Origin of the sequence: Chromobacterium sphagni (assembly GCF_001855555.1) — a bacterium.
Taxonomy (GTDB): domain Bacteria; phylum Pseudomonadota; class Gammaproteobacteria; order Burkholderiales; family Chromobacteriaceae; genus Chromobacterium; species Chromobacterium sphagni.
The window spans coordinates 95,865-117,355 of sequence record NZ_MKCT01000083.1 but is presented as its reverse complement, the minus strand read 5'-3'; the positions used below and the strand labels follow the sequence as shown (position 1 = coordinate 117,355).

15 protein-coding genes are annotated in these 21,491 nt (G+C 65.8%); 11 read left to right on the top strand and 4 right to left on the bottom strand.

Annotated features, from left to right (window positions below; genetic code table 11):
• Positions 1-31 precede the first annotated feature (31 nt).
• Positions 32-571 (bottom strand): hypothetical protein, encoded by a 540-nt coding sequence (locus BI344_RS21590; protein ID WP_071114852.1) that lies wholly within the window; start codon positions 569-571, stop codon positions 32-34.
• Between the two features lie 288 nt (positions 572-859).
• Between BI344_RS21590 and ccoG the strand changes: the two genes are divergently transcribed.
• Together ccoG and BI344_RS21580 are read left to right on the top strand one after the other, a co-directional pair.
• A complete protein-coding gene (gene ccoG / locus BI344_RS21585; RefSeq protein WP_071114881.1) occupies positions 860-2,200 on the top strand; it encodes a cytochrome c oxidase accessory protein CcoG in 1,341 nt (446 codons plus the stop codon).
• Positions 2,201-2,220: 20 nt separating this feature from the next.
• On the top strand, positions 2,221-3,603 hold the full coding sequence (locus tag BI344_RS21580; RefSeq protein ID WP_071114851.1) for an aminotransferase-like domain-containing protein: 1,383 nt from the start codon (positions 2,221-2,223) through the stop codon (positions 3,601-3,603).
• A 41-nt stretch (positions 3,604-3,644) separates the two neighbouring features.
• On the opposite strand, the gene BI344_RS21575 is transcribed toward BI344_RS21580, so the two are convergent.
• Positions 3,645-4,982, bottom strand: coding sequence for a glutamine synthetase family protein (locus BI344_RS21575; RefSeq protein WP_071114850.1), 1,338 nt, complete (start codon positions 4,980-4,982; stop codon positions 3,645-3,647).
• Between the two features lie 363 nt (positions 4,983-5,345).
• Here BI344_RS21575 and BI344_RS21570 point away from each other — a divergent pair, with 363 nt between their 5' ends.
• From BI344_RS21570 to BI344_RS21535, 8 genes are all read left to right on the top strand, one after another.
• Positions 5,346-8,651, top strand: a complete 3,306-nt coding sequence (locus BI344_RS21570; protein WP_071114849.1) for a DUF748 domain-containing protein — start codon at positions 5,346-5,348, stop codon at positions 8,649-8,651.
• Positions 8,652-8,816: 165 nt separating this feature from the next.
• Positions 8,817-11,672, top strand: coding sequence for an adenosylcobalamin-dependent ribonucleoside-diphosphate reductase (locus tag BI344_RS21565; RefSeq protein WP_071114848.1), 2,856 nt, complete (start codon positions 8,817-8,819; stop codon positions 11,670-11,672).
• A gap of 886 nt (positions 11,673-12,558) precedes the next feature.
• A complete protein-coding gene (locus tag BI344_RS24195) occupies positions 12,559-12,744 on the top strand; it encodes a hypothetical protein (protein WP_139167108.1) in 186 nt (61 codons plus the stop codon).
• Positions 12,745-12,823: 79 nt separating this feature from the next.
• Positions 12,824-13,825, top strand: a complete 1,002-nt coding sequence (locus BI344_RS21555) for a thiaminase II/PqqC family protein (protein WP_071114846.1) — start codon at positions 12,824-12,826, stop codon at positions 13,823-13,825.
• A complete protein-coding gene (locus BI344_RS21550) occupies positions 13,822-14,835 on the top strand; it encodes an iron-containing redox enzyme family protein (RefSeq protein WP_071114845.1) in 1,014 nt (337 codons plus the stop codon). The genes BI344_RS21555 and BI344_RS21550 overlap by 4 nt, the downstream gene beginning before the upstream one ends.
• Positions 14,832-16,181 carry an aspartate aminotransferase family protein gene (locus BI344_RS21545; protein ID WP_071114844.1) on the top strand — a complete coding sequence of 450 codons (1,350 nt, stop codon included), beginning with the start codon at positions 14,832-14,834 and terminating at the stop codon, positions 16,179-16,181. Before BI344_RS21550 ends, BI344_RS21545 begins: the two co-directional genes overlap by 4 nt.
• Positions 16,182-16,229: 48 nt before the next feature.
• A complete protein-coding gene (locus tag BI344_RS21540) occupies positions 16,230-17,714 on the top strand; it encodes an aldehyde dehydrogenase family protein (protein ID WP_071114843.1) in 1,485 nt (494 codons plus the stop codon).
• A 1-nt stretch (position 17,715) separates the two neighbouring features.
• Positions 17,716-18,639, top strand: a complete 924-nt coding sequence (locus BI344_RS21535; protein WP_071114842.1) for a hypothetical protein — start codon at positions 17,716-17,718, stop codon at positions 18,637-18,639.
• 29 nt (positions 18,640-18,668) lie between these two features.
• Here the strand turns inward: BI344_RS21535 and BI344_RS21530 are convergent, their stop codons facing one another.
• Positions 18,669-19,241: a peroxiredoxin gene (locus BI344_RS21530; protein ID WP_071114880.1), complete on the bottom strand. Its 573-nt coding sequence runs from the start codon at positions 19,239-19,241 to the stop codon at positions 18,669-18,671.
• Between the two features lie 178 nt (positions 19,242-19,419).
• Positions 19,420-20,346 carry a LysR family transcriptional regulator gene (locus BI344_RS21525; protein WP_071114841.1) on the bottom strand — a complete coding sequence of 309 codons (927 nt, stop codon included), beginning with the start codon at positions 20,344-20,346 and terminating at the stop codon, positions 19,420-19,422.
• Positions 20,347-20,442: 96 nt separating this feature from the next.
• On the opposite strand from BI344_RS21525, the gene BI344_RS21520 reads away from it, so the two are divergent.
• Entirely contained in the window at positions 20,443-21,456 is a 1,014-nt protein-coding gene (locus BI344_RS21520) for an MBL fold metallo-hydrolase (protein WP_071114840.1), read from the top strand.
• The last annotated feature ends 35 nt before the right edge of the window (positions 21,457-21,491 follow it).

Below are 21,491 nucleotides of genomic sequence, written 5' to 3'. Positions count from 1 at the left end.
CGCTGGCATCCGTCCGAGATGGCCGTGACCGTCAAACCTTCATAAACAGCGCGCCGTACACGGCAAGCAGCAGCATGCCGCCGCCCAGCGCGATGGCGGCGATGTTCCAGCCGCTGAGCCTGTCGTTGCGCCGGTGCTCCGGCGCCAGCGCCTCGTTGATGCGGCAAACCGCTATCTGCGCCGGCAGCAGGCAGGCGATGGCGGCGTAGCAGACCAACCAGTAAGGCTCGGGCAGCTTCCACAGCATGCTGATGATGATCCAGCCCGCCGACAACGGTCCCGCCGGCAGATCTCCGGCGCCGGCATCGCGCGCGGCATCGCGGATCCGGCTTAGCAGCGCGTAGCAGAAGAAATAGCCAAACACCGCGCGCCAGAAAGGCCAGATGTCGCTCCCCTCCCGCAGTTTGACCAACTGCCAGTTGCGGTAGAACCAGTACATTTCGTACAACCCCAGCGTGCACAGGGACAGGATCAGGAATTTCCGCGGCGACACGGCGAAAAACAACGGCGCCTGGTCATCCCCGATTTCCCGCTCCGGCCCCTCTGCCGGCTGGTCATTGATATAGATCATAAAACTTCCATTCCGGTCAAAAGCGATGCGCGGTGGAAATATATCATGCCGGATCATGCCCACGTCGTCCGCTGCCGCGGGAAAGCCATGGCGTGCGGCGAATCGCGGCGAAAATCCGCATGCAAAACAGTTGCTTGAGGAGACAATCCTTCAGGACAGCGCTCCGGCCAGGCGCCCTCTGTTGGTATACAGCCTCATCTGTATATATATTTTCACAATTATCTGTGCATTGTTTGTACTGATATCCGGCAGTACAAATGGCCCATCCTTCATAGTGCGATGGCGGCCATGTCCAAGCTCGAAACCAAACCGATCAAGATCTACCCCCGTCTGACCAGCGGGCGATTCAACAATCTGCGTGTATCGATGGTGGTGTTGACGCAGCTGGTATTCTTCGGCCTGCCCTGGCTGCAGTGGAACGGCCGCCAGGCGGTGCATTTCAATCTGGCGGAGCATCACTTCCTGATTTTCGGCATCAGCCTGTGGCCACAGGATTTCATCTATCTAGCCGCGCTCTTGGTGGTGTGCGCGCTGGGCCTGTTCTTGTGGACCACGCTGGCTGGCCGGCTGTGGTGCGGCTACAGCTGCCCGCAAACCGTGTACACGCAGATCATGATCTGGATAGAGCGGCTGGTGCTGGGCGACCACAACGCCCGCCGCAAGCTGGACGCCGCTCCGGGCAGCCTGGCCAAATACGGCAAGAAAGGCCTGTGCCAGCTATTGATGGGCGCGTTCTCGCTGTGGACCGGGCTGACTTTCGTCGGCTACTTCACTCCGATGCGCGAGCTGGCAGCATTCAATATGGGACCGTGGGACCTGTTCTGGACGCTGTTCTACGCCGGCTTCACCTGGCTGCTGGCCGGCGTGCTGCGCGAGAAGGTATGCCTGCACATGTGCCCGTACGCCCGCTTCCAGGGCGCGATGTTCGACGACCACACCCTGGTCATCTCCTATGACGCCAAACGCGGCGAGCCCCGCGGCAAGCAGCAGGCGCGCAGCCAGGCCCCGGTCAAGGGCTGCATAGACTGCGGCATCTGCGTGCAGGTGTGCCCGACCGGCATCGACATCCGCGACGGCCTGCAATACGAGTGCATAGGTTGCGCCGCCTGTATCGACGCCTGCGATCAGGTAATGGACAAGATCCAGGCGCCGCGCGGGCTGATCAGCTACACCAGCGCCCAGGCGCAGCAGGGCAAGCCGGCACCGGCGCAATCGCTGCACCGCCCGCGCATCGTCGTCTACTCCTGCCTGTTGGCCGGCATCATCACCCTGTCCACCACCGCGCTGGTCTTGAAGAAGCCGTTCAAGGTAGACGTGCTGCGCGACCGCTCCAGCCTGGTGGAACAGACCGACGACGGCCTGCTGCAGAACCGCTACAACCTGCGCCTGATCAACACCACCGAGCAAGCCCAACGCTACAGCCTGGCCGTGGAGGGCCTGCCCGGCATCAAGCTGGACCAGCCGGCCCAGATCGTTACGGTCAAACCGGCGCAAACCGAGACCGTGGCGGTACGGGTGCAGGCCGAGCCGGAACACGCCACCCGCGGCGCGCACCCGATTTACTTCGTGATACGCTCGCTGGGGGATGACATCACCATCAAGGAAAAGTCCAGCTTCATCGGAGAATGAGGCGGACGGGAAATGAACACATGAACAAGACCGGGCAATTGAGCCAACGTTTCCGCCACGCGATAGAACAGGGCCACCTGCGCGCCGGCGACCGCATGCCCTCGCTGCGCAAGGTATGCCAGGACCACAAGATCAGCATCACCACCGCGCAGCGCGCCTATGCCGAGCTGGAAAAACTGGGATTGATCGAATCGCTGCCGCGCTCCGGCTTCCGGGTGCTGGCGCGCAGCGCCATCCTGCCCAGCAACCTGCCCTTGCACAGCGACGGCAGCGGCATCCGCATCGAACACCTGACCAGCGCGCTGCCCATGCCCTGGGGCTGCCCCTACATGAACCCGGCGCTGATCAACACCACCCCGCTCAGCCGGGCGCTGACCCGCGCGCTGCGGGACTACCGCTACGCGCTGTCCGGCAACGGCAGCACCGGCTACGAGGGCCTGCGGCGCGAATTGACCTTGCGCTACCTGGCGCAAGGCGTGGAGCTGGACGGCGACGAGCTGCTGGTGACCTGCGGCGGCATGGAGGCGCTCAGCCTGGCGATACGGGCGGTGACCAAGCTGTCCGGCAGCGCGGCGATGCTGGTGCTGACGCCGGCCTTCCCGGCGCTGTTCGACCAGTTGGAACAACTGGGCATCGCCGTCCACACGCTGGCCACCCCGCCCGGCCAAGCGCTAGATCTGGAACGGCTGGAGCAGTTGATCGTCCAGCACCAGCCGGCCGGGATTCTGGCGATGGCCAATTTCCAGCACCCCACCGGCCTGACCATGAGCGACGCCGACAAGGAAGCGCTGCTGGCGCTGGCGGACCGGCACCGCCTGCCCATCATCGAGGACGACACCTACCGCGAACTGTATTTCGGCGAAAGCGCACCGCTGCCCTTGAAGGCCTACGACCAGCGCGGCAGCGTGCTGTACTGTTCGTCGTTCAGCAAATCGCTGGCGCCGGGCTACCGCGTCGGCTGGATCGCCGCCGGCCGCTACCGCGACAGCATCCTCGGCCTCAAGCTGTGCAGCTCGCTGTCCACTCCGCTGCCCAGCCAGATGGCGCTGTCGCGGCTGCTGGCCGGCGGCCATCACGAGGATATGCTGAGCCTGCTGCGCAGCCGGCTGCAGGCCAACTGGCTGGCGATGCGGCAACAGCTGGCCTGCCATCTGCCGGCGGGCACCCGGCTGATCACGCCGCAAGGCGGCTACTTCCTGTGGCTGGAATTGCCCGAGGGCATGGACTGCCGCCGCCAATTGCCGCAGGCGATGCAACAAGGCATACACTTTGCGCCGGCGCCGCTGTTCTTCCAGGACAACCAGCCGCGGCTGAACGCGATGCGGCTCAACTTCAGCTTCTACGACCCGCTGCAACAACACAACGGCGTGGCGATGCTGACCGAGGTACTGGCCGGCGGCTGAAGCGCCACCCGCCCGCGCTCGCGGGCGGATCGCCTGCCCCGTCACACATGCAACAGCAGAAACCGTCGCTCCCACGGGCTGATCACATCGAAATACTCGCGGTACTCCGCCTCCTTGATCGCCGCGTAAGTCTCGACGAAATGCTCGCCGAACAGCTCCGCCAACGGCTTGCAGCGCAGCAGCGTGTCGACCGCGTCGTCCAGATGGCGCGGCAGCTGATGCGGCTGCTCGTAGGCGCTGCCGGACAGGGGATCGGACGGCTGGATCTTCTCCCGCATGCCCAGATAGCCGCAAGCCAGGCTAGCGGCCATCGCCAGGTAGGGATTGACGTCCACCCCGGCCAGCCGGTTCTCCACGCGCCGCGCTTCCGGCCCGGAATGCGGCACCCGGAGACCGCAGGTGCGGTTGTCGTAACCCCAGGACAGGTTGATCGGCGCCGAAGTGTAGCGGCTGAGGCGGCGGTAGGAGTTCACATACGGCGCGAAGAACGGCATCGCCGCCGGCAGATAGCGCTGCAGGCCGCCGATGAAGTGCAGGAAGGCCGGCGACGGGTTGCCGTCGGCCTGACTGAAGATATTGCGGCCGTCGGCGTCCACCACGCTTTGGTGCAGGTGCATGGCGCTGCCGGGCTGACCCTGCATCGGCTTGGCCATGAAGGTGGCGTACATATTGTTGCGGATGGCCACTTCGCGCACCGTGCGCTTGAACAGGAACACCTGGTCGGCCAACTCCAGCGGATCGCCGTGGTCCAGGTTGATCTCCATCTGCGCAGTGCCCATCTCGTGAATCAGCGTGTCCAGCGCCAGGCCCTGCGCCTCGCACCAGTCGTACATCACGTCGAAGATGTCGTCGTATTCGTTGACCGCGTCGATGGAAAAGCTTTGCATGCCGGCTTCGGTGCGGCGGGTGCGGCCCACCGGCGGCCTGAGCGGCATGTCCTCGTCCGGCTGGATTTCCACCAGGTAGAACTCCATCTCCGGCGCGATCACCGCTTTCCAGCCCTTGTCTTCATATAGCTTCAGGATGCGCTTGAGCACATTGCGCGGCGCCAGGTCCACCGCCTGGCCGGCAAAGGAATAGCAGTCATGGATGATCTGGGCGGTGGGCTCTTTGTTCCATGGCACCGGACGCAAGGTGCTGGCATCCGGGATCAGCTTCATGTCCGGGTCGGCCACCGAGGTGAAATCGCGGTCCGGGTAGTCGCCGGTCACCGTCATCGACAGCACCGCCTCCGGCAGGCGCAGCCCCTCGGCGGGATTGTATTTGTGGCGCGGCACGATCTTGCCGCGGGCGAGGCCGGTCATGTCCGGGATCAGACACTCCACCTCGGTGATGCGATGTTCGTCCAGCCATTGATTGATTGCATTGGCACTATCCATTGAAGCCTCTGTCTTTAAGTATGGGTTCCGGAACTGCCCAGCAGCCGGGCCGGGTTGGCCAGGGTGTGGGGCCGCCTGGCTTGAAGCAGGAATAGGCAGCGGTCCGCCAGCAGCGGCGTGGCCGCAGCTGTTGAAAATAAGATGAATGACCGGCGTGGCCGGTGGCTTTGTTGCAAGATAATCAACCTTTCGTGATAAAAATTTGGCAAATTTTGCGTTCAATATCTTGAACACCTGACCATCCTAGCCAGCAGTCGCCAGCCGCCGCAACGGTCGCATGCCATTCCGCTGTCAACTTTGGTCAACAATAGGACAAACAATGCAACAGGACGGCGCGCCCAAAGTGTATTAGAATTAAGCGATATGAATACCCATGTTCCGGCCGAAGCTGCCACACCCTCCCCCTCTCCCCGCAAACCCCGCCGCTGGCTGCGCTGGCTAACCATCGCCATCGCGCTGCTATTGGCGTTCTGGGCTTTTCTCGGCTTGCTGGCCCCGCGGCTGCTGCAACAGGCCGTCGCCGACTGGGCAAAGAAGCATGGCCGCCAGCTCAGCATCCAGCAGGTGCGCATCACGCCATGGAGCATGGAGCTGACGCTGGACGGCCTGGCCCTGCGCGAAGGCAACGGCAACCCGCTGTTCCTCGCCCGCCGCGTCTACCTGAACGCCGACGCCTACGCGCTGCTGCTGGGACGCTGGCAAGCCAGCGAATTCACGCTGGACAGCCCGAAGCTGTGGCTGGAACGCGGAGCGGACGGCCAATGGAACTGGGAAAAACTGGCGGCGGACCTGTCCGGCCCGCCCAAACTGGAAGACGGCTCGGCGCCGGAAAAGTTGCCGCGGCTGAAAATCACCGCGCTCAATCTGCGCGACGGCCAGGTCCGGCTGAACGATCATAACGACGGCAAGCATGAGCGTTTCCGCCTGATGCCGATCAACCTCAGCCTGACCGACCTGTCCACGCTGGCGGAAAACGGCCGCTACGCGCTGCACGCCGAGCTGGAAGGCGGCGGCCGCTTCGACTGGAAAGGCAGCATGCGGCTGCAGCCGCTGCAATCGAGCGGCGAGGCCAGCATGCAGGGCCTGCCGCTGGCGTCGATCTGGGACTACGTCCGCCCCTATTTCTCGGTGGAAAAACCGCAAGGCGCATTGTCGGTCTATGCCCGCTACCAGTTTGAGATGAACGGCAGCAGGCCGGACCTCACCATCTCCCCCCTCAGCGCCAGCCTCAAACAGCTGACGCTGCGCGCGCCCGGCGGCGGCGGCGAGTTGCATCTGCCCGAACTGAAAGTGGAAGGCGGCGCATTGGACCTGTCCCGCTCGCTGCTGACCATCGCCAAGGTGGAGCTGAACCAGGGCCGGGTCAGCGCCGGCCGCGACGCCAACGGCGGGGTGGACTGGCTGCGGGCGCTGCCCTCCGCCCAGCCGGCAAAACCCGCGGCCAAACCGGCCCAGCCCTCGCCCTGGCTGGTCAAGGTGGACAGCCTCCGCTTCAATCGATGGCACGGCGAATGGCGCGACGGCGTTTACCTCAAGCCGATGCAGCTGCAAACCGACATGCCGCAGCTGCAAGCCAGGATATCGCTCAGCCCGGAACACGGCCTGCAGCTGAACGACCTGGGCCTGAGCCTGGCCAATCTCAAGCTGGGCGCGGCCGGCGGCCCTCCCTGGCTGACGCTGGCAGACGCCGAGTTGGCCCCGTCGCTGATCGACCTTAAACTCCGGCAATTGAAACCGGGCGATGTCACGCTGCGCGGCATGCAACTGGCGCTGCAGCGCGAGCGCAACGGCCAGCTGCAGTTGCAGCAACTGCTGGCTCAGCGCCCGCAAAAAGCCGTCAAGACGGACAAAACCGACAAGGCGGCAGCCTGGAAGCTGTCCTACCCGGCAATCAAGCTGGAAGACAGCGGGCTGAGCTGGCGCGATCTGGCGCTGCCCAAGCCGCTGACGCTGGGCGTGGACCAGTTATCCGGCCTGCTGGCCACCCAGGATGGCCAGCAACTGGGGCTGGACCTGAACGGACGGATGGGCAACGGCCGCCTGGCCGTCAAGCTGGATCTGAATCCGGACCAGCAGTCCGTCCATGGCCGCATCCGGCTTGACGCGCTGCCCATCGCCCCGCTGGCACCATACGCGCTGTCCGGCACGCCGCTCAAACTCTCCGGCGGCGCGCTATCCACCGACCTGCAGCTGCACGCCGCCTCCGCTACGCAATGGAAGCTGGCCGGCCAACTGAAACTAGCCAAGATGGCGCTGCAGGAGCCGGGCGAGGCGCTGCCGCTGCTGGGCTGGAATAATCTGAGCCTCAGCCGGCTGCAGGTGCAAGGCATGCCGCTGAAAGTGAACATCAACGACGTGCGGCTGGACCAGCCGCGCGCCCGACTGATCCTCGATCCGCAGCGCCGCCTCAACTGGCAGCAGATCTTCGCCAGCCGCATCCCGCCGGTCAAACCGGCCGGCAGCGGCAAAGCGGCCCCGCTGCCGCAAGTGGACGTGCACAGCATCCACGTGCAGAACGGCGCGGTGGAATTCGCCGACCACGGCATGACCCCGGATTTCGCCACCCGCATGCACCATCTGCGCGGCAGCATCCAGAACCTGTCCACCCGCGCCGGCGGCCGCGGTCGCATCACGCTGGACGGCGCGGTGGACCAATACGGTGAAGTGAAGGTGCGCGGCGCGCTGTCGCCGCTGTCTCCCACCGACAGCACCGACATCCGTCTGGACTTCCACAACCTGGCGCTGAACAACCTCAACCCCTATTCGATGAATTTCGCCGGCTGGCAGGTGAAGGACGGCCGCTTGTCGCTGGAGCTGCGCTATCTGCTGGAGCACCGCCAGCTCAAGGGCGAAAACCGCATCGTGATCGACTCGATCCAGCTGGGAGACGAGCTGAAAGGCGACAAGTCGCCCCATCTGCCCTTGCGGCTGGCGGTGGCGCTGCTGGAAGACAGCAACGGCCGCATCGACCTGGACCTGCCGGTCGCCGGCAGCCTGGACGATCCGCAATTCAGCTACGGCCAGGTGATATGGAAGGCCTTCGTCAACATCGTCACCAAGGTGGTCACCGCGCCGTTCCGCGCGCTGGGCGCGCTGTTGGGCGGCGACGGCTTCGACGACATCCGCTTCGTCGCCGGCGAGGCCCATGTCAGCCCGCCAGAGCGCGAGAAGCTGGACAAGGTGGCGGGATTGATGGCCAAGCGGCCCAAGATGCAGCTGGCGATCTCCGGCGGCTACGCGTCTGACGAGGATGGCAAGCAGCTGGCGCGCGCCCGCATCGACTCCGCCGTGCTGGCCGCCGCCGGCCACGCGCCGATGGACGACGAGCCGCTGCCGTCACTGGACCTGAAGGACGCGCAGACCCAGTCCGCGATCAAAACCGTCTACGGCCAGCGCATCGGCCGGCTCAAGCTGCTGGGCCACACGCTGAAGCCGGGCGGCCCGTCCGGCGAGGCCTTGGCCAAGCTGTTGCGCGACGAGATGCTGGCGGCCGAAAAAGTGAGCCAGGCCGACCTGGTGAAACTGGCCGAACTACGCGGCGCCAACGCCCGCAAGGTGATGCTGCGCCATGCGCCCGACCTCGCCGAGCGGGTGACGCTGGACGCGCCGCAAAAGACCTCGGCCAACCGCGACGGCGTGGAACTGGCGGTGAAAATCACCGCCAAGTAAGCGTAGGCCCGACCGTGACCGCGCTATAATCAAAGCGGCACAAACACAATACTTGCGCTTTAAATGGCAACGGCGTAACAACATATAGTGTGCTACGCCGTTTTTTCATGCCGATTCGGACATGCCGCCGTCGTCGAACACCGCATCAGTAAGGATGAGCGCTCCATGCAGCAGGAAAACATCGCCGCCATGGCGGAGCAGGACATCTCACGCGAGGTGTTGCTGGAAAAATACGCCAAGAACGGCGAACAAAGCGTCAGCGAAGTCCGCCGCCGCGTCGCCCGCGCGCTGGCGGCATTGGAAAAAGACCCGGCCCGCTTCGAGCCGCTGTTTTTCGAAGCGCTGGACCACGGCTTCATCCCCGGCGGCCGCATCAATTCCGCCGCCGGCACCGACCTCAGGGCCACGCTGATCAACTGCTTCGTGCAGCCGGTGGGCGATTCGGTGTCGGAGACCGAGGACGGCAAGGTTGGCATCTACCAGGCCTTGCTGCAGGCGGCGGAAACCATGCGCCGCGGCGGCGGCGTCGGCTACAACTTCTCGCGCATCCGCCCCAGGGGTGCGCGGGTGAAGGGCACCGACAGCCGCGCCTCCGGCCCGGTGTCGTATATGCGGGTGTTCGACCGCAGCTGCGAGACGGTGGAATCGGCCGGCGCGCGCCGCGGCGCGCAGATGGGCGTGCTGGACATCAGCCACCCTGACGTGGAGGCCTTCATCCACGCCAAGGACCAGGGCGACCTGAAAAACTTCAACATCTCAGTCGGCGTGTCCGACGCCTTCATGCAGGCGGTGGAAGCCGACGCCGACTGGCAGCTGACCCACGCGGTGGAGCCGGCCTCCAGCGCCTTTCCGGACAGCTTCCAGCGCGAGGACGGCCTATGGGTGTACCGCAGCGTGCGCGCCCGCGAGCTGTGGCGGCAGATCATGGCCTCCACCTACGACCACGCCGAGCCCGGCGTGCTGTTCATGACCCGCATCAATCAGGACAACAACCTGTCCTATTGCGAGGTGATAGAGTCCACCAACCCCTGCGGCGAACAGCCGCTGCCGGACTACGGCTGCTGCGACCTGGGATCGATCAACCTCGCCCGCCACGTGCGCGCGCCGTTCGGCGACAAGGCCCATTTCGACTTCAAATCGTTCGAGAAAGTGGTGCGCACCTCGATCCGGATGCTGGACAATGTGCTGGACCTGACCGTGTGGCCCTTGCCTGAGCAGCAGCGCGAGGCGATGAACAAGCGCCGCGTCGGCCTGGGCTTCACCGGCCTTGGCGACGCTTTGATCATGCTGAAGATACGCTACGACAGCGAGGAAGGCCGCCGCTTCGCCGCCCGCATCGCAGAAAGCATGCGCGACGCCGCCTACGACGCCTCGGTTGACCTCGCCGTAGAAAAAGGCCCCTTCCCCCTGTTCGACGCCGACCAATACCTGGCCGCGCCGCACTGCGCCAGCCGACTGCCGGACAAGATCCAGGCCAGGATACGCAAACACGGCATCCGCAATTCGCATCTGCTGTCCATCGCCCCCACCGGCACCATCTCGCTGGCCTTCGCCGACAACGCCTCCAACGGCATCGAGCCGCCGTTCTCCTGGTTCTACACCCGCAAGAAGCGGATGGCCGACGGCAGCCAGCAGGAATACCTGGTGGAAGACCACGCCTACCGCGTGTGGCGGATGCAGGGCGGCGATACCGCCCGCCTGCCCGACTACTTCGTCTCGGCGCTGGAGATGAGCGCGCTCGACCACATGCGGATGGTGGCCGCCGTCGCCCCCTATGTCGACACCGCCATCTCCAAAACCGTCAACGTCCCGGCCGACTATCCGTTCGAGGACTTCGAAACCCTGTACCTGGAAGCCTGGCGCGCCGGCCTGAAGGGCATCACCACCTACCGCCCCAACAATGTGCTGGGCTCGGTGCTGTCGGTGGAGCCGGCCCAGATCGCCGCCGCGCCGCAAGACCTGTCCGGCAGCGGCGACGGCGACCCGGACCGCCGCGTCACCCTCAACACCGCGCCCACGCCGGCCTTGTCCAGCCTGAAATGGCCGAACCGTCCCAAGCTGAAGGAGGGCAACCCGTCGTGGACCTTCATGGTGGAAGGCGACGCCGGCCACTTCGCCGTGGTGGTCGGCCATATGGAAAACGGCCGCGCCACGCCGTTCGAATGCTGGGTCAACGCCACCGAGGTGCAGCGCGGCCTGTCCGCCATCGCCAAGACGCTGTCGATGGACATGCGCTGCCGCGACCGCGCCTGGCTGGCGGCCAAACTGGACGCGCTGTCGCGCACCAACGGCGACAAGCGCTACCAGTTCCAGCTGGGCGACAGAACCGTCCACGCCACCTCCGCCGCCGCCGCGCTGGGCCAGGTGGTGCGCCACCGCGTCGAGCAGTTGGGCGCGCTGACCCTGGAAGCCGGCGAAGCCACGCCGGTGATGGACGCGCTGTTCGCGCGCAAGGAGCCGAAATCCGGCAGCGACGGCACCATGAGCTGGTCGGTGGACGTGGTCAACCCGCAAACCGGCGACGACTTCGTGCTGTTCATCAAGGAGCTGATCCTGCCCAACGGCAAGCGCCGGCCGTACTCGGTGTGGCTGGCCGGCGCCTATCCGCGCGAGCTGGACGGCCTGTGCAAGATGCTGAGCCTGGACATGCGGGTGATAGACCCGGCCTGGATAGGCCTGAAACTGCGCAAGCTGTTGAACTACGCCGAACCGCAAGGCGACTTCTTCGCCCGCATCCCCAGCCTGGAAAAGTCGCAGAGCTGGCCGTCCACCGTCGCCTATCTAGCCCGCCTGACCATCCACCGCTACGCGATGCTGGGCGTGCTCACCGAAGAAGGCGTGCCGGTGGAGGAAATGGGGGTGATGGCGCCGGAGCAGAGCGACCTGTTCGCCATGGAAGCAGCCGCGCCGCTGAAACCGCTGGCCGGCAAGCCTTGCCCGGAATGCGGCAACCACGCGCTGATCAAGAAGGACGGCTGCGAGTTCTGCACCGCCTGCGGCCACGTGGGGGCCTGCGGCTGAGCCTGCCGTCCGGCTGATGCGCGGCAGTTCGCATCGCCTTGCGTAAAGATTCTGGCATCGCAAGATGCCAGAGCCTGCTGCTTGGCCGCCAATCGCTCAATATTCGCCATCTTGAGCCGCTTGCTGCGGACATGCCACGCTGCGCTTTTTGGAGCGACGGCGCCGCGCGGCATCCACGGGTGAACCTGCCGCGATCCACAAGCCGGACCGGAAACCGCCGCCACCCAAAAGACTCTCCGGAATGGACGCGCTACCGTAGACATGGCCGCCCGCCACGACAATCCCGCGTGACCTCGCTCGGATTTTCGTAGGCTGGTCATGCCATTTTCGCATAGACGGCCGCCGCAGGGCGCCAAGCAGATTGAATAGGCGATGGCTTGACCGCCAAGCCGGCTCTTGGCTGCGCTCAGGCAGCTCGACATGAAAAACTGTCTTAATTACCAGCATGACGTCGCAAAATCACCGAGCCCGCCTTCGCGCCGGTCTTGGCCTTGAAGGCCCCAGGGCCATCCCCCCAGACGCTTCACGTCATGCCGCGCGGTTTGGCGACAGCCCTCCAGCCACACGCTGTAGTGGGGTCCGCGACGCGTGGCATCTGGATTCCCCACTGGATGGGCGGCGCGGGAATCGCCGGCCTCAGGATCAATCGGCGGCATGGCCTGCGCCGATCCGGCAGACCCGCGCCGCGGTCGGGGCAAAATCCCAGCCAATTACCATCCAAATGATTACAAATTAATTCCCTTGACATTTTTCGCCCCACCTCTATCACTCAATTGCAGTAGCAGCGCCCGGCGGGCTCGCATGCCAAATGCAAACGAACCTCCCGCCCGATTCACCTACGGCTTAGCCGTTCTTCCGCAACATAGCCTTTTTCAAAGGAGTTGCCATGACAGACCCCGTACGCAAGCCTCTGGACGAAAAAGAAGTCCTGATCCACGTCCCCAAGGGAACCTCCAGCCATGTTCGGATCGTGGAAAGCGATCCGGAAAAACTGGGTAACGAGATCACCGTTCAGGTGAGCAAGAAGCGGCCAACCAGCGCGCTCTCGGTTGTTGGCGTGATTGTCAAGTAAGTCGGCCGCGCGGGTGGGCGGGCAGTCCGCTTGCCCGCCTGCTTCCTCTTCTTGCCAAGCCAACTTGCCGGGAACCATCATGTCAACCACTGAACTGCCGCTGCTGCGCGCCGATGCGCGGCTGAACATCGTCGGCCAGGCGCTGGAAGTGGAAATCGAAGACACCGTGTTCACCCTGTCCGGGTCTTCGCCCGCCCGGCTACAGCAGGCGATGGCCTCGCTGAACGGGCTGACCGACATCCACACTGCCGGCAGGATCAGCGGCCTGGCGGCTGACACGCTGCGCGCCATCGTCGACCAGCTGACCGAGCTGGGCGCGCTGCATCAGGGCCGCGCGCGCGTCGACTCCGCCGTAGAACCGCAAGCTTTCGCCGCCGCCTGCCGCCGCCTGTACTCCCACTGGAAGCCCCGGCTGTTCTCCCACCCATTGTGGCGGGGCCTCACTGCGGGCAGCCTGCCACGGCCGGTATTCATCGGCTGGGTCATCGAGTCCTGGTTCTTCATCGAGAATGTGATGGACAGGCTGCCGATGGCGATCGCCCACACCGAGAACCGCGCCATCCGCGCCATTTTCTCCCAGCACTTCGTCGAGGAATGGGATCACTACGCCTTCTTCGAACATTCGCTGGATGCGCTGGATATCGGTCCCGAGCTGCGGGCGCAGCTGCAACCACTGCCTTCCACCCGCGCCATCCAGAACCTGATGCGGGCGGCGGCGCGGCGCGACTGCCTGCGCTATGCCGCCTGCTCGGGATTTCTGGAGTCTACCGGACGCGACCGTGAAGCCGCACACCTGTTCTTCGACCAGATTGCCCGGTTTTATGACGGCGACCAGCGAGCGGCGGTGCAGCCGATGGCCGACCACGCGCTGCTGGACGAGGATTACGGCCATGGAGATTTTGTGGAAAAAGTGGTGCGGCTGACCGGGCCGATTCCGCTGGAACGCGCTCTGGCCGCGCTGCGCGATGCCTACGCGCTGGTCGAGACGCTGGAAATGTGGTCGGACGACATCCTCAAGTTCTACCAATCCGCCGACGCCTTTCCGTTGCGGGCGCTGCGCATATACAGGGGAAGGGCATGACGATCGCCCAGCGCCGTTACTTGCTGTCGCCCATCTGCCGGGCGCTGCCCGCGGACACTAGCGTGCTGATTTCCTGCCGCGAGGAGGAGATTCTGCTGGAAAGCCTGCTGGCGCCGCAGATCGCTGCGGTGATTCAAGCGCTGCGCCAGCCCGGCTGCCCGGCCGAGCTGCTTGCACAGCAAGGCATTCACACTAGCCAATTGCTGGAGCCGGCATTGCAGGCGCTGCTGGAATCCGACTTGCTGCTCGACCTTGAGCGCGCCGCCGCCGCCGCCAGTCACGCCGAGCTCGCCGCCGCCTTGCAGGCGGAAGCGCGCTTCTGGGCCAAGCCAATCTTCGAGCAACCGTTCTGGGACAGCGTATTGTCCGGCGCATGCAGCCCATCGCAAATTCTGGGCTGGGGAGTCGAGTTTTATCATTTCGTCGATGCTGCCAACGATTACATGCCGCTCGGCGTGGCCCACACTCGCGAAATGCGCCAACTGCGCAATCCGATCGCCAGCCATTACGTCGAGGAGATGAGCCACGGCGGCATCTTCCTGGAGGGTTTGGCGCGCTGCCATCTCGACCCGGCCTCGATCCAGGCCGCTCCGCCGCTGCCCCATACCCGCGCGCTGATCAACCAGCTGGTCGAATACGCCTACGAAGGCGAACTGGCCTACACCGCCAGCTTCGCGATCATGCAGCCGGGACTGGCGCCGCAGTCGCTGGCGGTGCTGGACGAATTCTACAGCCGGCTCCGCGCGTGCTATCCATACGCGGCCGGCATGTTCGACGCCTTTCAGCGTCATGCCAGCCTGGACGTGGCGCTGGGCCATGACAGCACGGTGTTCATGCGGCTGTGCCGCGAGGCGCCGCTGCTCTCGCCCGTTCAACTGCGGCGCGTCCGCAGCGTGATGCGCGGCGTCGCCGAGTCGTTCATCCTGTTCTTCGAAGGCATCTTCAGCTACTACGGCCACGCCGAGGGCTTCGCCCCGCGCCGCGCGCTGCAACTGGAAGGGTTGCTATGAGGCAGACAAGCGAGGCGGAACAGGCGCTGCTGGAACGCTATCGCCGCGCCCGGCCGGACGGCCGGGTCTGGCGCGCTGGCGGCAACCCGCTGGCCGGCGGCAGCGGCCATGACAGCTGGCGGCTGGAGCCATATCCGGTAGTGTTCGAGCGCGCGCGGGACATCTACAAATGGGATGTGGACGGCCGACGCTATCTGGACCTGTGGATGGGCCACGGCGCCCTGCTGTTTGGCAACGCCCACCCGGCGGTGGTTGCCGCCGTCTCCCGGCAGATGGAGCAGGGACAGCACCTGGGCGGCGTCCACCGCCTGCATTTCGCCTGGGCGGAACGCATACGCGATTATTTCCCCTCCTGCGAACAGGTGCGCTTCACCGCTTCCGGATCCGAGGCCGCGCAGTTGGCGCTGAGGGTCGCGCGGGTCGCCACCGGCCGCAGCCGCATCGTCCGGGTCGATGGCCACTTCCACGGCTGGTTCGACGACTGCCTGGCTCACATGCTGCCGGCCGCCGCGGCCGGCTTCAATCCTGGGGTGGAAGACCACGTCGGCATTATTCCTCCGCTGGATCTGGCCGCGACGGAGGAGGAATTGGCAGTGGGCGACGTGGCGGCGCTGATATTGGAGCCTGGCGGCGGCAGCTCCGGCAGCCTGGCCTGGTCAGCCGAACACCTGTCCGCGCTGCGCGCTCTGTGCGACCGTTATGGCAGCCTGCTTATTTTCGACGAAGTCATCAGCGGCTTCCGCTACCATCTGGGCGGCGTGCAGGCCATGAGCCGGGTGCGCCCCGACCTGACCTTGCTGGCGAAAATCGCCGCCGGCGGCATGCCCGGCGCGCTGGTCGGCGGCTGCGCCGAACTGATGTCTGTATTCGACAGCCGCCGGCTGATACACAGCGGCACCTTCAACGGCTGCCCGATCACCGCGGCGGCTGCGCTGGCCACACTGGAGCTGATCGGCGACGGCGAGCCGCTAACGCGGGCCAACCAGGCCGCCGCAGACCTGACCCGGTCGATCAACGCCGCCGCCGAAGCGGCGGGAGTGGATGTCGGCGCCTACGCGCAAAGCTCGATCTTCCACCTGGTGATAGGCGCCCGCGCCAGGGACCTGTCCATCTCACCCGGCACCGCCATGGTGCAGTTGGCGGCGCAGCATGCGCCGCAACACCGGCTGCTGCGCATGGCCCTGCTGCTGGAAGGCGTGGACTGCCACGCCAACCACGGCTGGCTGTCGGCGCGGCACTCGCGCGCCAGTCTGGACGAAGCCGCGAATGCCTTTTCCCGCGCCTTCGAACACCTGCGCGGCATCCCCGCCTTCACCCTCAACGCTTGCCACAACGCCATGCAGTAACCGCCCACCCCCGCAATTCGACCCAGGCCCCGTCAAAGGAACTCCGCCATGAGCGAACGCATACTTGCCGAACTGATAGACGGCGCCTTATCGCCGCAACAACAGCCGCAACTGTTCGCCACTTACAATCCGGCCGGCGGCGCCCTGCTGGGGCTGGCGCCAGCGGCGGACGCCGCGCGAGTGGCCGCTGCCGTCGCCGCCGCCCGCAACGCTTTCGACGATGGCCGCTGGAGCGGCCTGCCCGCCGCCCACCGCGCCGACCTGCTGCTGTCCCTGGCCGACCAGCTAGAAGCCAATCTCGATGCGCTATCGCGCGCGGAAACCGCCGACACCGGCATGCTGCTGAGCATGACCTCGCAAGGGCACCTGCCGCGCGCCATCGCGCACTGCCGCTATTTCGCCGCGGAATGCCAGCGGCTGGCCGGCGAATGCTTCGCGATGGACAATGCCTACTGGCAGATCGTGCAGCGCGAACCCTTGGGCGTCGTCGCCATCCTGGCGCCATGGAACGCGCCGCTGGCCGTCGCCACCATCAATCTGGCGGCGGCGCTGGCCATGGGCAACACCGTGGTGCTCAAGAGCTCGGAGCGCGCACCCTTCACCCTATCGCTGCTGGCCGAGTTGATCGCCGCGCTGGACTTCCCCGCCGGCGTGGTCAACATCATCCATGGCCCCGGCTCCCCCACCGGCCAAGCGCTGGCGCGCAACCCGCAACTGGACGGATTGTGCTTCGTCGGCGGCGCCGACGCCGCCCGGGACATCGCCGCGCAGCCTGTCAGCGCATTCCGGCGCACGCTGTACGAACTGGGCGGCAAATCCCCGACCATCGTGCTGGCCGACGCCGATCTGGACGCTGCGGTGGACGGCGCGATGCTGGCCGCGTTTGCCAGCAACGGCGAAGTCTGCACCGCAGGTTCTCGCTTGCTGCTGCAACAGGACATCAAGGACGCCTTCCTCGACCGCTTCGTCGCGCGCGTGCGCCGTTTGCGCATCGGCGACCCCTGCGATCCCTTGAGCGAAATCGGCCCGATGATAGACGAAGCCCATTTGTGGACGATAGAACGCCATCTGGAAACCGCGCGACAAGAGGGCGGCCGCCTGCTCTGCGGCGGCCTGCGCCCCAAGGATCTGGATGGAAGCTATCTGCAACCGGCGGTGCTCGACGGCGTCGCCCCCCAAATGAGCCTGTTCCGCCAGGAAGTCTTCGGCCCGGTGGTGGCCGTTACGTCGTTCCGCACGGCCGAACAGGCGGTAGCGCTGGCCAACGCCAGCGACTACGGCCTGGCCGCTACGGTGTGGTGCGCCGACGCCGCCAAGGGGCTGCGCCTGGCGCGCCAGCTGCGCACCGGCGTGGTCGCGGTCAACAGCCCGGTCATCCGCGATGTGCGCGCGCCGTTCGGCGGCCGCGGCGCCAGCGGCCTGGGACGGGTAGGCGGACGCTGGAGCATGGAGCAATACAGCGAGCTGAAAACCTTTAGCCTGCCGCTGGATGGCTACGCATTGCCGCGCCTTGGCGCGGGGGGAACCGGATAAGATGGCATCCGTCTGGATACTGGGACCCCACGTCGGATACCGCCGCCAGGCCCGCTCGCTGGTGATTGACACCCCGCAATGGCGGTTGAGCATAGCCGACGCCCCAGCGGCTCTCGACCTTGGGCTGGCATCGCTGGAGAACGGCATGGCCGCGGTCGACAGCGGCTTGCCCCGCCTACTGCAACAACGGCTGCAGCAATGCGACGCGCTGCATTCGCTGCCGGCCCGTCCAGAAGGCGTAGACGGCTTTCTCGATGGCTTCCTTGCCTTGTGCGACAGCTGGGCGCTGGGCGTTTTCGCTTCGCCGTTCTGGCCGCGCTTTATGGCCGGCCAGGCTACCGCCGGCGAGGTGTTCGGCTTTCTCGGCCAGCTTTACCACCGCACCGCCGGCGCCGACCTGCACAACCGCTGCGCCTGCGAAAACTGCCAACTGCCGGCCTTGCGCCCCCACCTGCTGCGGCATTACCAGGAGGAACAAGGCCATGCGGCGATGATTGCCGACGGCCTGCGTCGCTGCGGCGCGCCGGGCTGCCAGGCGGTGGACACCCCGGCGCTGGCCAGCACTCGGCGGCTGATTGCGCTAATGGTGTCGCTCAGTCGTTGGCCGGCAGCCTATCTGGGTTGCTACGGCATCTTCCACGCCCCGGCCACCATACGCGACGCCGCAGCGTTGCGACGGCAGTTCGCCGGTTTCGCGCAGTTGTATCCTTTTGCGGCACCGGGCTTCGACGCAGTATGCCGCCACGCGCAGCTGGACTACCGGCTGGGACATGAGGAAATCATGCTGGCGCGCTGGCTGCGCGAGCAAGGCCCGCCCGACGGCGAGTTCGTGCTGGGAGCGCTGCGCGGCGCCCGTTGCGCGGCGGCCGCCTTCCGCGCCATTTTCGACGAGTTGTTCACGCTTCGGCCGCAAGCCGCCAGCTAGCGCGCGGCGGACATATGCGGCATGAATAGCTACGCCGGCTCCTGGCGGAGCCAAGCCAGCATTTCGGCTGCGTTGCCGTCCGGCGGAAACACCGGGTAACGGACGCGGACAATGCGGCCATCCTGCACCAGCCAGCTCATGCGCTTGAGCAGCGTCTGTCCGGCCACTTCCAGCGTGGGCAGCGACAACGCGCGCGCCAGCTGCAAGCGCTCGTCGCTGAGAATGGGAAACGGCAACCCCAGCCGGGCAACCAATTCCTGCTGATATGCGCGGCTCTGGGTGGACAGGCCAAAAATGCGGCAACCGAGCGCCTGAAACTCCCCGGCCAGCGCCTGGTAGCCCTTGGTCTGCGGCGTGCAGCCGCGCGCGCCGGCGATCTCGTTCCAATATTCCACCAAGGCTGGAACGCCGGGTTGCCCGGTTCGTGGGTAGATGAACACCACGCTGCGCCCTGACAATGCGGAAAGATCGACCATGCTGCCGTCGGTAGCCGGCAGCGCCAGCGGCGGCAACGAGCGGGCCCGCAGATGATCGGCGGCGCCATCGTCGCGCGGTGCCGGCAAGTTGTCCGGTAGCAGATCCAGATTATTGATTGTCGCCATCCGCATCCCCCGGTTTTCTGGCTCAATATCCCGTTCTAGCAGAATGACGCGCCGCGTGCCTTGAACTTCCAGAGCGCGGCCGCGGAACAGGCCGGCGGGCCGCGCCCCTTAGGAGAGCAGGTTACCCGCGCCGGCCGCGCCGCCGGAACCGGCATGTCCTCGCGACAGCCGCCTCTCCTCAAGCCACCATCTCCAAGGCCAACCCGGCAATCACCCCGCGCAGCCATTCCAGCGCCGGATCGCGGTCCTTGGCCGCATGCCAGAACATGGCGATTTCAAAAGTCGGAACCGGCAGCGGCAGCGGGTAGGCGCGCAAACTCTGGCAATCGGCCCAATGTCTGGCTAGCGCGGCCGGCACCGTAGCCAGCGCCGGCACTTCGCGCAGCAGGCTGGGCAAGGCGCTGAATTGCTGCGTGATGTACTGCACCCGCCGCTGCAGGCCCTGTTCCGCCAGCAACTGGTCGATGCCGCTCTGGAAGGCGCCGCGGTAGGTGACCAGCAGATGGGGATGCGCAATGTAGTCCGGTAGCGACAGTCCGCCGTCAAACCGCAACTGCGCCGCGTGGTGCACGCAGCTGAAGCCCATTCTTGCCAGCGGCTGGCTGCGCATCCAACCCGGCTCGGCCAGCAGCGTGGCGATGCCCAGCTCCATTTCATGCCGCTCCAGCATGGCCGCGCCCTGGAAGGGGTCGGTAGCCTTGACCGCGATGCGCATCCCCGGCGCCTGGCGGCGCAGTTCGGCGAACACCCGCGGCATCAGCCAGATTTCCACCCAGTCCGGCATCGCCAGCGTGAAGGTGCGCTCGGCGCGGGCCGGATCGAATCCGGCCGGCTGGAACAGCGCGGCTTGCACGCCCTGCAGGGCTGGCAGCAGGCTGGCCTCCAGCTGCAAGGCTCTGACGGTGGGCTCCATGCCGCCTGCGGTGCGCACCAGCAGCTCGTCGTCGAACAGGTTGCGCAACCGCGCCAGCGCGCCGCTCACCGCCGGCTGCCCGAGGTAAAGCTGCTCGGCGGCGCGCGAGACGCTGCGCTCGCGCATCAACACCAAAAAGGCCACCAACAGATTGAGATCGACCCCCCTGAAATCTCTTTCGCTGATAGTCATTATCTTTCCAATCGATTTGAGCGATATGACCGCGTATTGGAACATACAGTCAAGCCCAGCGGCAAATCGCCGCAGACATACCAGACAGGAGCCATCATGAAACTCAGCCGAAAAATGCAAACCCTCGCCGCCAGCCTGGCGCTGGCCCTGGCTACCGCCACCACCACGCTGCTGCCCGCCTTCCCCAGTTACGCGGCGGCGCCGCAAGTTCGCGTCCAGGCGCCCGGCTATTACCGGATGATGCTGGGCCAATTCGAGGTCACCGCCGTCTCGGACGGCACGGTGAAAGTCGCGCTGGACAAGCTGCTCAGCGGCGAGGAACCGCAACAAATCCGCCGCCTGCTGGAAAACGGCTTCCAAAAGCCGGACCAGGCGGAAACCTCGATCAACACCTTCCTGATCAATACCGGCGGCAAACTGCTGCTGGTGGACAGCGGCGCCGGCCAGCTGTTCGGCGCCAACGTAGCCGGCCGGCTGCAGCAAAACCTCCGCGCCGCCGGCTACCGTCCCGAAGACATCGACGCGGTGCTGCTCACCCATGTCCACCTCGACCATTCCGGCGGCCTCTCCGCGGCCGGCAAGCGGATGTTCCCCAACGCCGACATCTATCTGAGCCGGAACGAGGCCGACTTCTGGCTGAATCCGGCCAACAAGGCCAAAGTGGACGGACCGCGCGCGTCCGGCTTCGACCAGCGCCAGGGCTTCGACCAGGCGCAGGCTTCGCTGGCGCCCTACCTGGCGGCCGGCAAGGTGAAAACCTTCGAGCCTGGCGTCGAGCTGTTCCCCGGCATCCGCGCCATCGCCACCCCCGGCCACACCCCGGGCCATGTCTTCTACGAGGCGAGCAGCGACGGCGCCCGCATGCAGTTCTGGGGCGACGCCGTGCACGCCCAGCAGGCGCAGTTCGCGCATCCGGAAATCGCCATCGATTTCGACGTCGACTCCGCAAGCGCAATCGAACAGCGGCGCAAGGCCTTTGCCGATGCCGCCGCCCACGGCTACTGGGTGGCCGCCGCGCACATCGCCTTCCCCGGCATCGGCCACGTGCGCAGCGACGCCGACGCTTTTGCCTGGGAGCCGGCCAATTACAGCCTGGAACGACTCAACTGAGGCCTGGCTGCGAAAAGGCCCTGGAAAACTTCCAG

Coding starts and splice junctions, on each gene's coding strand:
- BI344_RS21590 (WP_071114852.1), bottom strand. CDS start 571: ATGATCTATATCAATGACCAGCCGGCAGAGGGGCCGGAGCGGGAAATC.
- ccoG (WP_071114881.1), top strand. CDS start 860: ATGTCCAAGCTCGAAACCAAACCGATCAAGATCTACCCCCGTCTGACC.
- BI344_RS21580 (WP_071114851.1), top strand. CDS start 2,221: ATGAACAAGACCGGGCAATTGAGCCAACGTTTCCGCCACGCGATAGAA.
- BI344_RS21575 (WP_071114850.1), bottom strand. CDS start 4,982: ATGGATAGTGCCAATGCAATCAATCAATGGCTGGACGAACATCGCATC.
- BI344_RS21570 (WP_071114849.1), top strand. CDS start 5,346: ATGAATACCCATGTTCCGGCCGAAGCTGCCACACCCTCCCCCTCTCCC.
- BI344_RS21565 (WP_071114848.1), top strand. CDS start 8,817: ATGCAGCAGGAAAACATCGCCGCCATGGCGGAGCAGGACATCTCACGC.
- BI344_RS24195 (WP_139167108.1), top strand. CDS start 12,559: ATGACAGACCCCGTACGCAAGCCTCTGGACGAAAAAGAAGTCCTGATC.
- BI344_RS21555 (WP_071114846.1), top strand. CDS start 12,824: ATGTCAACCACTGAACTGCCGCTGCTGCGCGCCGATGCGCGGCTGAAC.
- BI344_RS21550 (WP_071114845.1), top strand. CDS start 13,822: ATGACGATCGCCCAGCGCCGTTACTTGCTGTCGCCCATCTGCCGGGCG.
- BI344_RS21545 (WP_071114844.1), top strand. CDS start 14,832: ATGAGGCAGACAAGCGAGGCGGAACAGGCGCTGCTGGAACGCTATCGC.
- BI344_RS21540 (WP_071114843.1), top strand. CDS start 16,230: ATGAGCGAACGCATACTTGCCGAACTGATAGACGGCGCCTTATCGCCG.
- BI344_RS21535 (WP_071114842.1), top strand. CDS start 17,716: ATGGCATCCGTCTGGATACTGGGACCCCACGTCGGATACCGCCGCCAG.
- BI344_RS21530 (WP_071114880.1), bottom strand. CDS start 19,241: ATGGCGACAATCAATAATCTGGATCTGCTACCGGACAACTTGCCGGCA.
- BI344_RS21525 (WP_071114841.1), bottom strand. CDS start 20,346: ATGACTATCAGCGAAAGAGATTTCAGGGGGGTCGATCTCAATCTGTTG.
- BI344_RS21520 (WP_071114840.1), top strand. CDS start 20,443: ATGAAACTCAGCCGAAAAATGCAAACCCTCGCCGCCAGCCTGGCGCTG.